The 13,538-nt window shown below is 46.4% G+C and carries 9 protein-coding genes and 2 rRNA genes (1 of these 11 only partly in view); 7 read left to right on the plus strand and 4 right to left on the minus strand.

Annotated elements, in window-relative coordinates; all coding sequences use genetic code 11:
• Positions 1-1,972, plus strand: a 23S ribosomal RNA gene (locus tag ACKU41_RS16275); it begins 963 nt to the left of the window's first position.
• A 201-nt stretch (positions 1,973-2,173) separates the two neighbouring features.
• Positions 2,174-2,288, plus strand: a 5S ribosomal RNA gene (gene rrf / locus ACKU41_RS16280).
• Positions 2,289-2,413: 125 nt separating this feature from the next.
• Here the strand turns inward: rrf and ACKU41_RS16285 are convergent.
• Positions 2,414-3,523 carry an FAD-dependent oxidoreductase gene (locus ACKU41_RS16285; RefSeq protein ID WP_321402273.1) on the minus strand — a complete coding sequence of 370 codons (1,110 nt, stop codon included), beginning with the start codon at positions 3,521-3,523 and terminating at the stop codon, positions 2,414-2,416.
• Positions 3,524-3,811: 288 nt separating this feature from the next.
• On the opposite strand from ACKU41_RS16285, the gene ACKU41_RS16290 reads away from it, so the two are divergent.
• The 5 genes from ACKU41_RS16290 (at position 3,812) to ACKU41_RS16310 (ending at position 10,911) form a co-directional block, all read left to right on the plus strand.
• A complete protein-coding gene (locus tag ACKU41_RS16290) occupies positions 3,812-5,455 on the plus strand; it encodes a glycosyltransferase (protein ID WP_319778582.1) in 1,644 nt (547 codons plus the stop codon).
• 52 nt (positions 5,456-5,507) lie between these two features.
• On the plus strand, positions 5,508-5,852 hold the full coding sequence (locus ACKU41_RS16295; RefSeq protein WP_319778583.1) for an Hpt domain-containing protein: 345 nt from the start codon (positions 5,508-5,510) through the stop codon (positions 5,850-5,852).
• A gap of 181 nt (positions 5,853-6,033) precedes the next feature.
• Positions 6,034-8,034, plus strand: a complete 2,001-nt coding sequence (locus tag ACKU41_RS16300; protein WP_321402275.1) for a methyl-accepting chemotaxis protein — start codon at positions 6,034-6,036, stop codon at positions 8,032-8,034.
• Between the two features lie 93 nt (positions 8,035-8,127).
• Positions 8,128-8,676, plus strand: a complete 549-nt coding sequence (locus tag ACKU41_RS16305) for a chemotaxis protein CheW (RefSeq protein ID WP_321402278.1) — start codon at positions 8,128-8,130, stop codon at positions 8,674-8,676.
• 261 nt (positions 8,677-8,937) lie between these two features.
• Positions 8,938-10,911: a response regulator gene (locus ACKU41_RS16310; protein ID WP_321402279.1), complete on the plus strand. Its 1,974-nt coding sequence runs from the start codon at positions 8,938-8,940 to the stop codon at positions 10,909-10,911.
• On the opposite strand, the gene ACKU41_RS16315 is transcribed toward ACKU41_RS16310, so the two are convergent.
• From ACKU41_RS16315 to ACKU41_RS16325, 3 genes are all read right to left on the minus strand, one after another.
• On the minus strand, positions 10,908-11,519 hold the full coding sequence (locus ACKU41_RS16315; protein WP_321402281.1) for a MarC family protein: 612 nt from the start codon (positions 11,517-11,519) through the stop codon (positions 10,908-10,910). The genes ACKU41_RS16310 and ACKU41_RS16315 overlap by 4 nt on opposite strands.
• A gap of 2 nt (positions 11,520-11,521) precedes the next feature.
• Positions 11,522-12,175 (minus strand): L-fuculose-phosphate aldolase, encoded by a 654-nt coding sequence (locus tag ACKU41_RS16320; RefSeq protein WP_321402283.1) that lies wholly within the window; start codon positions 12,173-12,175, stop codon positions 11,522-11,524.
• Between the two features lie 122 nt (positions 12,176-12,297).
• Positions 12,298-13,533: a M48 family metallopeptidase gene (locus ACKU41_RS16325; RefSeq protein WP_319778589.1), complete on the minus strand. Its 1,236-nt coding sequence runs from the start codon at positions 13,531-13,533 to the stop codon at positions 12,298-12,300.
• Between the last annotated feature and the right edge of the window lie 5 nt (positions 13,534-13,538).

A 13,538-nucleotide genomic window follows, 5' to 3' on the forward strand; every position in this document is an offset into this window, starting at 1 on the left:
AAGATATATCCTGGGAGTCAGACTGCGGGTGCGAAGGTCCGTAGTCGAAAGGGAAACAGCCCAGACCGTCAGCTAAGGTCCCCAAATCCATGCTCAGTGGAAAAGGTGGTGGAGTTGTATAGACAGCCAGGAGGTTGGCTTAGAAGCAGCCATCCTTTAAAGAAAGCGTAATAGCTCACTGGTCTAACGATTCTGCGCCGAAAATGTAACGGGGCTAAGCATGGTACCGAAGCTACGGGATGCGTCTTTGACGCATCGGTAGGAGAGCGTTCTCAGATGGGATGAAGGTGAATCGGAAGGTTCGCTGGACTAATGAGAAGTGATTATGCTGGCATGAGTAACGATAAAACAAGTGAGAAACTTGTTCGCCGTAAGACTAAGGTTTCCTGGGTAAAGCTAATCTTCCCAGGGTTAGTCGGTCCCTAAGGCGAGGCCGAAAGGCGTAGTCGATGGAAAACGGGTTAATATTCCCGTACCTGTAAGTGTGTGCGATGGAGGGACGCAGTAGGATAGCTCAGCCGGCTGTTGGATATGCCGGTGTAAATGCGTAGGCTTGAGAAATAGGCAAATCCGTTTCTCTTTAGGCCGAGACATGATGCCGTAACTTTACGTTTGAAGTGAGTGATTCCAGACTGCCTAGAAAATCTTCTAAGTTTAGCACTTATAGACCGTACCGCAAACCAACACAGGTAGTCGGGTCGAGTAGACCAAGGCGCTTGAGAGAACTCTGGTTAAGGAACTCGGCAAAATGATCCCGTAAGTTAGCGAGAAGGGATGCTCCAGACGGTGAAGTTATTTACTCTCCGAGCTGTTTGGAGCCGCAGAGAATCGGGGGGGGCGACTGTTTACTAAAAACATAGGTCTCTGCTAAGTCGTAAGACGATGTATAGGGACTGACGCCTGCCCGGTGCTGGAAGGTTAAAAGGAGGTGTTAGACTTCGGTCGAAGCTCCGAATTGAAGCCCCAGTAAACGGCGGCCGTAACTATAACGGTCCTAAGGTAGCGAAATTCCTTGTCGGGTAAGTTCCGACCTGCACGAATGGCGTAACGATCTCCCCACTGTCTCAACCAGAGACTCAGTGAAATTGAATTACCGGTGAAAATGCCGGTTACCCGCGGTAAGACGGAAAGACCCTGTGCACCTTTACTATAGCTTGACATTGGGTTTAGGGCTATCATGTGTAGGATAGGTGGGAGGCTTTGAAGCCGGCACGCCAGTGTCGGTGGAGCCAACCTTGAAATACCACCCTTGATAGTCTTGAATTCTAATCCAATGCCGTTATCCGGCTTGGAGACAGTGTCTGGTGGGTAGTTTGACTGGGGCGGTCGCCTCCCAAAAAGTAACGGAGGCTTGCAAAGGTTCCCTCAGGCTGATTGGAAACCAGCCGTCGAGTGCAAAGGCATAAGGGAGCTTGACTGTAAGACAGACATGTCGAGCAGGAACGAAAGTTGGTCTTAGTGATCCGGTGGTTCCGCATGGAAGGGCCATCGCTCATAGGATAAAAGGTACGCCGGGGATAACAGGCTGATCGCGCCCAAGAGTTCACATCGACGGCGCGGTTTGGCACCTCGATGTCGGCTCATCACATCCTGGGGCTGAAGCAGGTCCCAAGGGTTCGGCTGTTCGCCGATTAAAGTGGTACGCGAGCTGGGTTTAAAACGTCGTGAGACAGTTTGGTCCCTATCTACCGTGGGCGTAGGATAATTGAAGAGGGTCTGTCCCTAGTACGAGAGGACCGGGGTGGACGAACCTATGGTGTTCCTGTTGTCACGCCAGTGGCATTGCAGGGTAGCTAAGTTCGGAAGGGATAACCGCTGAAAGCATCTAAGCGGGAAGCCTGCCTCAAGATTAGTTATCCCTATGCTTTAGCATCTAAAGATTCCAGGTAGACCACCTGGTTGATAGGCCGGAGGTGTAAGTGTGGTGACACATTCAGCTGACCGGTACTAATAAATCGTGCGACTTATTTTTCTTCTCTTCCCTTAACTTTGCTTATGGCACGCCATCTGCGAATTTTAAAATTTAATTTGTCGGCTCACGTATTAAGATACGCTTCGCCAACAAATGAAATTTGAAAATCCACATCTGACGCACCCTAAGCCAAGTTAAGAATCTTCTTTAGAGGATTCTATTTTGACAATATATTTTGCTCATCGATAGCAAGCCAAATTTGCTTGCGACCATTGAGGAGAGGTCACACCCGACCCCATTCCGAACTCGGAAGTTAAGCTCTCCATCGCCGATGATACTGCTAGGTAGCTAGTGGGAAAGTAGGTCGTCGCAAGCTTTTATTTCTAAGCCCTGATTAAGTTCAGGGCTTTTTTTTGCCTTATGAATTTATTTATAGACCGGCATAGATACATGTGCGGGATTTATGAATAATCCTGACAAAGGCTGTCTGATTAAGTGTGTTTATATCTTAAACGTCCTGATAAATTTACGATCAATATAGTCCTTTATCTTGAATGCCAATTTCCCTGAGAAAATGATGGACCACTTGCACAGGATACCGATATCGCCTCCAAGATTGTAAATGAGTAGATATTTACCACCTGGATCAAACTGCTCTAGTTCCCTGCCTTCCAGCGCCGCCATCAAATTGTTATAAAGAACGTGGTTCTCTCTTACCGCATAGACACCGACCTTATCTAGAGGGTGCGGTTCAAAATATATGCAGTCACCACCTCCAAAAATATTCTTATACTTAGTCGATTGCAGAAACTTGTTCACCAGAAGACCTCCATCCGGGCCGGTAGGCAATTTGGATTCAGTGAATATATTTGACGGTTTTACACCTATTGCTGGAAATATCAGATCCGCAGTAAATGAACGTCCATCCTGCAAGATAATCCGTTCTTTGCCGATTTCTTCCACATATGACCCTTCAATTATTTCAATCCCGCGTTCCTGAAAAATGCTCCGAGCCAATACGCCGATCTTTTCCGGAAAATGCCGCATTAAGCCGCGTCCTGCAAAAATTCTGACAGTGCAGGATTTGAGTTTTTCCTGTTGTGCCATCTGCCAAATATTACCGGCAATCTCAAGCGATGAAGGACCGCCTCCTACAACAGCAACCGTCAGTGGTTCATTTTTGCCGCGACGAATGAGTTCTTCTCGTGCTTGTATGAGTCCTTCGATCGGCTTGGCCGCATAGATATTCTCTGTTTTGACGATTTTCTCTTTTGGAACATATGAACCAGCGTTACAGGAAAGGACATCATAGGCAATCTCTTGCCCTGAGTTTTCAAGCACAACCACCAAGCGGTCAGTGTCAATCCGGAAAACTTTATTTTTTACAAAATTTGCGCCCTGATCCTCCACTACTTTGCGGGTATGGAAACGGATGTCGCCTGGCTGATAGGTTCCGCCAAGCATCCCCGGACCCATGCCGGAATAGTAATGGTAATCGGACGGCTGTACTACCGTTACTCCATACCCTTTATCTATGAATGAACTAATTTTTGATAAGGTTACCATGTGGGCGTGTCCCCCGCCGATTAGTACAAGCTGCTTTGCTGCCATGCTTCCTAGTCCTATTAATTTAGTATTCGGCTCCTGATTGTACGGCAAAAGGCGCACTGGCGTCTACCTTGATTGTTAGTCTGTACTCCGCATGGTTAGCGTGTTGGGTGCTCTGTGTCCGGCAAAGGCCCCCTAAGCAAAGTGGCACAATCTCGGTTGGCGTAAGATAATAGTTGCATTGTTTAATTGAATTTGATAATCATTTTCTTAGAAAGAAAGAGTTGATTAATCAATGATGATCGCAATTTAACTTCCCAATTCGCACTTGCTTAGAGTATAAGAAAATGTATGCATAAGCTCTTGTTGATAAATTGTATCCGTCCGCTGGTCGATGCCTTTGAGGGCTTGGGATGTGATGTAAAACATTTCCATGTTCAGGAAAGGGAATTTGATATTGCGGCCCGGCTTGCGGAAATGGATTTTGAGCCGGACATCCTCTTGCAACAGGAATATCTGGGCAGAAGACTTTTTCTCCGGGGCTTGCATGAACTGGATTGCATAAAGATTTTTTGGTCTGTCGATACTCATATGAATATGTTTTGGCATGCATATTATGCCGATCTTTTCGATTGTGTACTCACTACTCAAAAGAAATTTGTGCCCAAGCTTAAAAAAGAATGCAGTGCTGCTGTTGAGTGGATGCCGTGGATGGCTATTCCTTCCAAACCGGATCAAGGTACGGGGCTTGTTCCTCACACAAGGCGGGAGCATGGTATAACATTCGTTGGCAGAGTCAGCAGCCACAGGCGGTCTCGAAAATGGTTTTTGAATTTTCTTGAGTCCCGATATGACCTGAATTCCGTAGATGGTCTGAACTTTGCCCAGATGATGGAAGTGTACCGCAAAACCCGCATTGTTCCCAACGAAGCTATTTTTGGAGAGGTCAACTTCCGGCTTTTCGAGGCCGCTTCTTCAGCTTGTGCTGTTGTGACTCCTTATGTGGGAGAAGAACTTGGCGAATTGTTTGAAATAGGAAGTGAAATAGCAGTTTATAATGATGTGCTTGAGCTTAAGGTTATTTTGGATCGTTTAACAAGGGATAAATCTCTGTCCGGATCTGTGGGAATGGCAGCTTATGCCCGTGTTTTAAAAGACCATCTACCACGTTCACGAGCTGTTTCCATTCTTGATATTGCCGGGAACGTGAGCAAACGTACGATCTCTAATCAAAGAGAGGAACTGCTGCTTTGCATGTGTGAATTTTTGCTTGGTGAAGCTGGAGATGCCGCTGTTGACTGGAACCGGCTTCTCAGAAGACTTCTCAGCCTTGAAAGTTGTGAACTCCGTGATGCTACCTTGTTCAGGATTTATACCCGTTCCGGTAAATCTGAGTTGTTTATGAAGGCTGTTCGCCCTTATCTGGAAAAGAATTCTGCAGGAAGTGGCTGTTCTTTCAATATGACAGCTTCTTTGTGTGCCGCTAAACTTGATCAATGGGAAGTTGCAAAGCATTTTTGGTATACATACAGTTCTAAAGGTAAAATCTTTTCTGCAATAAGACCCGAAAACAATGTTCATCTGTTGAAGCTTTGGGGTGAAGCCATGTATAAATGCGGACTCAGTATTCGTTCAGGCGTTGCTTTTAATGAAATTGAAGGTATACCTTCATGTGCCTCAGATTGTTATTTTGCAGCCTTGTACAGAAATCCTTCTGATAAGGATATATATAATCGGTTGGGTCTGCTATTTCGTGCAGTACAGGGTGGAGAGCCGGACAGGCTTGGTTTCTTGTCCCATCTCTCGTTGCATTATCCTGAAAACTGGCGCATAAGTGCAGATGTTGGAATTCTAAATTTAAAAGTCTTCCGTATGGAGGAAGGTCTTACAGAATTGGATAATGCCCGTGTTTTGGCAGAACGGTCCGGTCAGGAGCGTTTTTTTAAACGCAAAATGGATATTGAAGTTCCACTGTACAATAAGTTGCTTAACTAACATGGAATATGGTAGGCGCAAAGCTGTAATCATTATTTAGCGGAGGACGGAAATGTCTGATGTGGTTTTCAATAAGCCGGCTTTTTATAACCACCTGGGTGGGGATCTGGAGCTTGGTAATGAAATTTTGAATGTTTACATTGTTGATGCACCTGAACGGTTAAGGGCGTTAAAGGACGCTCTTTCCAGTGGAGAAAATGCTCAGATTATTAAGTACTCCCATGCATTAAAAGGAATTTCTGCAACAATCAGGGCCGGGATTGTGACCTCTTTGGCTGAGCAGATAGAATTTGCTGCCCGTAAAGGTGATCTGGAGACTGTCAGTGCTTGTATACCGCAGGTTGCAGTGGAGCTGGAAAAACTCTTGGAAGTAATTCACAAACATCTTGGTGCGTAATTTTTTTAATTTTAGAAAATGCTGCAAAATAGTCACTAAGAATAAATAAATTTTTGTTATCGGCAGTATGTTTTATGTACTTAAATATCCTTCTGGTTTGGTAGGAACCGGAATCGGAAGGACATATTGTTCTGTAATTATTATCATCAGGTAATAGAACATCACCAACAGGAGACATCAGATGTTCAAGAACTTAAAGCTTGGATGGAAGATCGGAGGGGGTTTTGTAGTCGTGCTGCTGCTGACAGCGGTTGTCGGAGCTGTCGGCTGGTTCGGACTTTCAAAGGTTGCGAATGAGTCCCAGCGTACTGAAGTAGTCAGCAATGCAGTTACCAATATGTACAATTCGCGTTTGATGGTCTTGTATTATACTTTACAGGGTAACGAAGAGTATAAAGATAAATTTCAAAAATCTATTGATGATATTGGCAGGTACGTTTCAACCAGTAAGGATATTTTTTCCGGCAAAGGATTGGAAGGAGTTACGTCCATTGCTGGGGGAGCTGCTGAATATAGTAAGATTTTTAAAAACTTTACCCAGCTGGAAGATAAGAAAAAGGAAGCCATAAGTAATTGTATTTCCGCTGCAGGGGAGCTGAATTCCGCTCTGGAAAATGTTGTGGATCTTGCCCACGAGACCATGGGAAAAGGAATAAGCGGCTCTGATAGCGCACTGGATTTGGATGCTGTCTTTTCTGCGTATTCCAAGATTAATAATCTTGAAAAAAAATTCATTAACACCCGCTATACCTTTGCTAACTATTTGCGTACCGGCAATCCTGATTTTGCGGAACAGACCCGATCCGTTTTGAATTCCGTAATTGCTGACTGCGAAGATCTGCGGAGGAACAGCTGGGTAGCAAATAATGACGGGCTTGATATCAATGAACTTGAAAGGTCCGCTCAGGCCTACCTTGAAGGTTTCGACCTGATTGTGAAAACGATTGATATTCAGAATGAAGATTTGAAGTCTATGGCTGCAATTGGTGCAGATGCATTGGATTTGAGTCAGAGAATGCTCGATGATCAGCAGGTAGCCGCTCAGGATGTTATCAGCTCTTCATTTTCTATGATTTTAGGCGGGTTGGCCTTGGCCCTCTTGTGTGGTGCGGTTATTTCAATAACTGTAACCAGAATTATTACCGCGCCGATCCGTAAGGGCGTGGATTTTGCCGAGCACATGGCTCAGGGAGATTTTACCAGAACCCTGGAAATCGAACAGCGGGATGAAATAGGCATACTGGCGGCAGCCTTAAACGATATGGTTGTCCGGCTGTCATCTGTTGTTGCTGAGGTCGGTGTTTCTTCCGAAAATGTAGCCTCAGGCAGTGAAGAGCTTTCCGCAACTGCTGAAAGTCTTTCTCAGGCTTCTACAGAACAGGCAGCCAATGTGGAGGAAGTTTCCTCTTCCATGGAAGAGATGACTGCCAACATCAGGCAGAATGCCGAGAACGCACATCAGACTGAACAGATAGCTCTGCAGTCTTCGCAACAGGCTGAGGAAGGCGGAGAAGCTGTTACCAGAGCTGTTGACGCCATGAAAAATATTGCGGAGAAAATTTCCATTATTGAAGAGATTGCCCGCCAGACCAACCTCCTTGCCTTAAACGCAGCCATTGAAGCAGCCCGTGCAGGTGAGCACGGTAAGGGATTTGCTGTTGTTGCCGCTGAAGTGCGCAAGCTTGCTGAACGAAGCGGAGCTGCGGCGGGTGAAATCGGTGAACTCTCCTCAAGCACTGTGAGTGTTGCTGAGCGGGCTGGAGAAATGCTGAACCAGCTTGTGCCTGACATTAAGAAAACTGCTGAACTGGTACAGGAAATCGCAGCAGGCAGCAGTGAGCAGCTTTCCGGTGCGGAGCAGATCAACAAGGCTGTACAGCAGCTAGATCAGGTTACCCAGCAGAATGCTTCCGCTTCTGAGGAAATGGCTTCCACATCCGAGGAACTGTCAAGTCAGGCTGAGCAATTGCAACAGGTTATGAGTTTTTTCAGGGTCAGCAATCATTCTGCCCCAAAAGTTCAGGCTTTGCCTGCAGCAAGGATGACTAAAAGGCCTGTTGCCCGTAAAGCCTCCGCACCTGTCGCTCCGGTCAGGGAAGTTTATGCTGAAGCGGAAAGTTCCGGCGGCGTTTCGCTGGATATGGGTAGTGACTTTTCTGACAGTGATTTTGAAAAATTCTGATAAGCACTGGTTGTTTTTGTCAGCTTGATATATAGTTAGAAGAATCAGGCTGTGTTTTGTTTACAGGGATGATCAAATTGAGGCAGGTGGAAAATGAGTACTGAGATAAATAGCACTACCAACCAGTATCTGACGTTTACTTTGAACAAGGATATTTACGCACTGGATATCGCCAGTGTACGAGAAGTGCTGGAACTTACTCCCATAACCAGAATTCCCAGAACCCCCAAGTTCATGCGCGGGGTGATTAATCTGAGGGGACACGCTGTTCCCGTTGTCGATATGCGCCTTAAATTCGGTATGAGCAGGACTGAAGATACTATCAATACCTGCATCATCATCGTAGAGGTGTCATTTGACGGGGAAAGCACGGTTATGGGTGCTTTGGCTGATTCAGTGCGGGAGGTTATTGAGCTTACCGAAAATATGATTGAAGAACCTCCCAGAATGGGAACCACAATCAAGACTGAATTCATTCGGGGAATGGGTAAACAGGATGATGATTTTGTAATCATTCTGGACATTAATAAGATTCTCTCTGTTGAGGAATTGGCCATGCTCAAGAACGTGCAGCAGGATTCTCCTTCCGCCGAGACGGTCCCTGAAGTCAATCAGGAGCAGGGGATGACGTTGAGCCTGTAAAAATTATTTGTGATGCAATGTTTAAGCCCGTTTCCCAGTGTGGGAAACGGGCTTTTTCTGTCTTAATTATGATGCTTGAATCGGTTTTGGTGCAGAATTAATCCAATTGAATAACTGGGGGGGCGCATAATCATTTACAGGAAAAGCAATAGCAAGGCATTGGTTGTTATGTATCAAAAATATTAGTAGGGTCTTTCGGTAATATTTGAACCGGGCATTTCGGCTATGCCCCTTTCGTCTGATGACATGTCAGGATTTATAATGTCGAAGAAAAATATATTGATTTTTATCTACTGCCTTGCAGCTGTTTTTTCTTTTTTTGCGGGAGTGGTTCTTGCCGGTGACAACCGGCTGCCTGTGTTGTTGACCTCAACAGCCGGTTTTCTTCTATTTGCAGCAGCCGGTTTTAAATTCCGGCGGGAATTTATTAAGGAGCGTATCGGCCGTGAAGAGCAGCTTTATTCTGTTGTAAGCAACAGCGGAGCTGTTTTTTTTATGGCTGACACACACGGTGGGTTGATTTACGCCGATAACGGCTGCCGCAGTCTGGAGAAAAAAATATCTCCGGATTGTTCGACGAGCGAGTTTTCTTCTATTTTTCCTTATCTCCATGAAGAATCGAAATTTATTTCATTGCGGGAACAACTCGGCAGTGAGGGGGGAGTATGCAGGTTTGAGACGGAGCATGATTGTCCCACCGGGCAGCGCATAGTTCTCAGCCATACATTGCAGGAGCTGTACGCCCCGGATGGCTGTGTCTGTGCTTTGGCCGGAACGATCCGTGATATTTCCGTATTGCGGGAGGCTCAGGATGCTTTGGCAAAAGAAGGGCGTTATTTTGACGCTGTTCTGGACGGGGTGGAGGAAGCTGTATTCGTATATGATCTGGAAGGTAACCTTCTCAAGGTGAATAAGCGTGTTGCCGATTTTGCCGGAACCGGAGACCCCGAACTCTGCAGAGGAATAAATCTTCATAATTATCTTGCCCCGCATGTTTCGGATGCGGCGATGCAGGGTGTCCGGGATATTATCGGCAGTGGAAAGGATTGTTGTCTACAGATACCAGTTACTAATTCAAGTGGAGAGAAAGTCTTGCTTGATGTGAGGAATTACCTTTGCCGTGATGAAAGCGGCAACCCGGAAGCTATAGTTGGATTTGCCCGCAGAGCTTCAAAGCAGACTGAACATCATGAAACAGATATAGTCAAAGGTGATTCCTCAATGATGCAGATTCTTTGTCATGAACTGCGTACGCCGCTGGCCGGGATCATCGGCAGTCTGCATGTGCTGGATACAAAGGTTCATGACCCTGAGGCAAAAGAATATATCCAGAAATGCGTGGTCTCGGTAGAGCGCTTCAAAAATGTGGTCAACAGCTCTTTGAAAGGGTTGGCCGGGAGTCCTGATGAAGCTGAAAAGGAATCCCTTGATCCCGCTGCTTGTTTTGGAAAAGCTGTAGAGTTGTTTTTACCGGCTGCTTCCATACAGAACCGGAATATAACCCTGTCCATCGGTTCCGGCTTACCGGAGGCTGTGTTTTGCCGTCGCAATAGTTTGCCGCAGGCTCTGTTCAGCCTGATCAATAAAGGGCTGGAGTTTTTTCCTGACTCGGATATTTCTGCCGGGGTAAAAATGTGTGCAGCCTTCGAAGGGTGTCCGTCAATTGCTTTTTACGTCAGCGGCTACAGGCACAATGCCTCGACTGAGGATAACATTTATGTGGAAAGTCTTGAAAACGCAGCCGGGACAATCGGGGCTGAACTTTATTTTGAACCGGGAGCAACAACCGAATTTGGCTTTAAAATTCCGGTAGCGCCAGACGGGAGTAATAAGGCAAAAGATATTGAGTCGGTTCAGGATTTGCGGATTATGCTCGCTGAGGACGACATAAGCAGTCAGGTTTTTATGCGCAGAAAGCTTGAAAGCTGGGGGCATATGGTGCGTACCGCCAGTACCGGAGTCGAAGTAATTAATTACATGAAAGAACATGAATACGATCTGGTATTGATGGATCTTCAGATGCCGGAAATGAACGGTTTTGATGCCATAGCTTCAATCCGGGAGTGTGAATCCCCCAGGAACCGCATTCCCATCATTGTAATGAGTGCCTATGGCCGGGAAAGTGATTTTGAGAGGATGTCAGATCTGGGGGTGGATGATTATATTGTAAAGCCTGTCAGCACGGATGATCTGGAAAAGGCTTTGGAGCGTCTTGTCTCACTGGGAAGGCTTTAGCGGTTAAGGACATTGTTTATATAGTAGGCAACCCCGTCCTCAAGCATCTGTACTGATAAAAGGATAAGAATAAGCCCCATAAGCCTTTCGCAGGCCCGAAGTCCTCTTTTGCCCAGAACGCGGGACATGGTCGGTCCGGTCATCATAATGGCAAAACTCATCCCCCAAGCAATCAGCACCCCGGAAAGTACATTCAGTCCGGCATCACCCTTTGAGCCGTAGACCATTACCGCCGCCAGCAGAGACGGTCCGGCGAAGAGCGGCACTGCTATGGGTACAATGAAAGGGTCTTTTTCTACGTCTTCAGTCGTGCTTTCCGGTTTTGGGAAAATCATTTTCATGGAAATGATGAATAGAATTACGCCACCTGCGATCCTCAGGGTGGATTGGTGGATGTTGAGCATTTTCATCAGTCCCGCGCCCAGATACATGAACAGGATAGTAATCCCCAGTGCAAAGAAAAGTTCACGGAGTAGAATTTTGCGCTGCCGTGAAGGCGAGTAGTCCCGAAGCATGGACAAACAGACCGGGAGGTTGCCCAGAGGGTCCATGATCAGGAATAGGGGAAATGCAATCTCGAAGATTGTGCTGAGCTGGATTGCTGCCATGGTTAATCTTTGCCGCCGGCTTGTCCGTAGGTGGAAAATTTATCGATAACTTTGTCCATTTCTTCATCGGGAACAATAACCGGTTTGCCCACAGAAAGAGTCTGAATGTATATTCTGGCAACCAGTTCCAGTTCTTCCGCAGCGTCAAAGGCATTACTGATGCCACGGCCTACGGTGATCAGACCATGATTGGCAAGCAGCACGGCATTGTAATTGCCGATGGTGTTGATGACGTTTTCAGCCAGTTCCGGGGTGCCGAAAGTGGCATAAGGGGCGAGGGGAACTTTTTTACCTGCAAAAGCGACCAGATAATGCACAGCCGGGAGTTCCATATTCAGACAGGCCACAGTGGTGGCATAGACTGAATGGGTATGGACCACGGCATTTACGTCCGCTCTTTCTTTGTAGAGTACAGTATGAAACCCATATTCGCTTGAAGGTTTGCGCTCCGAATCTTTTATATTGCCGTCCAAATCGATGACCACAATATCTTCCGGGGTGGAAAGACGGTAATCAAGTCCACTGGGGCTGATAGCCACCAGTCCATGCTCGCGGTTGAAGATACTCAGATTGCCGCCAGTACCGGTGGTTAAACCGGATTCCAGCAGCTTCTTCCCATATTCAACAACTAATTCTCTTTCTTTTTCAAGCAGCATATCAATTCCTTTTATTTAAAGATGCCCCCGGATTTTTTTGCTATGGCTTCTCCTGCTGTGTCTCAGTCGCATTCACGCTTCATTTGTGCAGCATGTTGAAGGATGATGCCGGAGGCAAAAAATTATTCAAAATCGCGCAGCGCATCAATCCTCTGTAACACAGGAGGATGGCTGTATTCCAGCCAGACATAAAAGGGGTGCGGAGTGAGGTTGGATAAGTTGCTTACCGATAGCTTCTTAAGCGCTGTGACCAGTGACTCCGGGGTGTGGGTTGTTTTCGCAGCAAAAGCATCCGCCTCGAACTCATGCTTGCGTGAGCGGATATTGCTGAAGATGGAAAGCACGATTGATACGGGGGTATAGAGCAGTGCAAAGAAGATTAATCCTGCATGTACGGAAATATTCTGCATACCGAATGCGGCGAAGAGTTCTTTGTTGCCGAGGAAAAAGGACATGATCAGGAAGACGACCCCGGTATTGATGATGCTCATCAGCATTCTTTTACGGATATGCCCCAGCTTGCTGTGTCCGATTTCATGGGCCAGCACAGCCACGATTTCATCGGTGCTTAGGCTGTTGATCAGGGTATCAAAGAGTGCGATGCGTTTCTTTTTGCCGAATCCGGTGAAATAAGCGTTTGCTTTGGTGGAACGTTTGGACCCGTCAATCATGAAGATGCCGGAAAGTTCAAATCCGTTTTCGGCGGCAAATCCTTCTATTTTATTTTTCAATTCACCGTCTTCAAGGGGAGTAAATTTGTTGAACAAGGGTAAAATCCACGTGGGGGCGATGTATTGTATACCGAGGGTGATTAGTACGGTAAACAGCCAGCACCAGAGCCATGCCAGCGATCCTGCGGCATTAAAAAAAAGCAGCACGCCGCTTAAGATGGCACCGCCGATAATTGCTCCCAGCAGGTAGCCTTTTAGTTTATCCAGAAAAAAAGTTTTGAGGGTGGTTTTATTGAAACCGAATTTTTCTTCAATGACAAAAGTGCTGTACAGGGAAAATGGCAGAGAAGCTATATCACTGAGCACGGCAAGTCCGGCATAGAAAATCAGTCCGGTTACGACCGGTCCGTATCCGAATCCATGAGCCCAGAGGTCGATTAAGTTAAAGCCTCCCCAAACGATAAACAGGATAGTCACAAGTGTACTGATGGAACTTGAGATGTTTTCGAAGCCCATTCCGGCCTTAGCGTAATCTTGGGCTTTGCGGTATTCGTCGGCATCAAAGGTTCCGATGAATTCAGCAGGAACTTGAGGGGAAAGAGCCTTACGGTTGAGCTGTCGGGCGAAAATACCCAGCAGGCATGCCCCGGAAAGGGAAGCGATAATAATGAAGAGATATATGTTCATATGAG

Origin of the sequence: Maridesulfovibrio sp. (assembly GCF_963678865.1) — a bacterium.
GTDB lineage: Bacteria > Desulfobacterota > Desulfovibrionia > Desulfovibrionales > Desulfovibrionaceae > Maridesulfovibrio.

Coding starts and splice junctions, on each gene's coding strand:
- ACKU41_RS16285 (WP_321402273.1), bottom strand. CDS start 3,523: ATGGCAGCAAAGCAGCTTGTACTAATCGGCGGGGGACACGCCCACATG.
- ACKU41_RS16300 (WP_321402275.1), top strand. CDS start 6,034: ATGTTCAAGAACTTAAAGCTTGGATGGAAGATCGGAGGGGGTTTTGTA.
- ACKU41_RS16295 (WP_319778583.1), top strand. CDS start 5,508: ATGTCTGATGTGGTTTTCAATAAGCCGGCTTTTTATAACCACCTGGGT.
- ACKU41_RS16310 (WP_321402279.1), top strand. CDS start 8,938: ATGTCGAAGAAAAATATATTGATTTTTATCTACTGCCTTGCAGCTGTT.
- ACKU41_RS16305 (WP_321402278.1), top strand. CDS start 8,128: ATGAGTACTGAGATAAATAGCACTACCAACCAGTATCTGACGTTTACT.
- ACKU41_RS16320 (WP_321402283.1), bottom strand. CDS start 12,175: ATGCTGCTTGAAAAAGAAAGAGAATTAGTTGTTGAATATGGGAAGAAG.
- ACKU41_RS16290 (WP_319778582.1), top strand. CDS start 3,812: ATGCATAAGCTCTTGTTGATAAATTGTATCCGTCCGCTGGTCGATGCC.
- ACKU41_RS16315 (WP_321402281.1), bottom strand. CDS start 11,519: ATGGCAGCAATCCAGCTCAGCACAATCTTCGAGATTGCATTTCCCCTA.
- ACKU41_RS16325 (WP_319778589.1), bottom strand. CDS start 13,533: ATGAACATATATCTCTTCATTATTATCGCTTCCCTTTCCGGGGCATGC.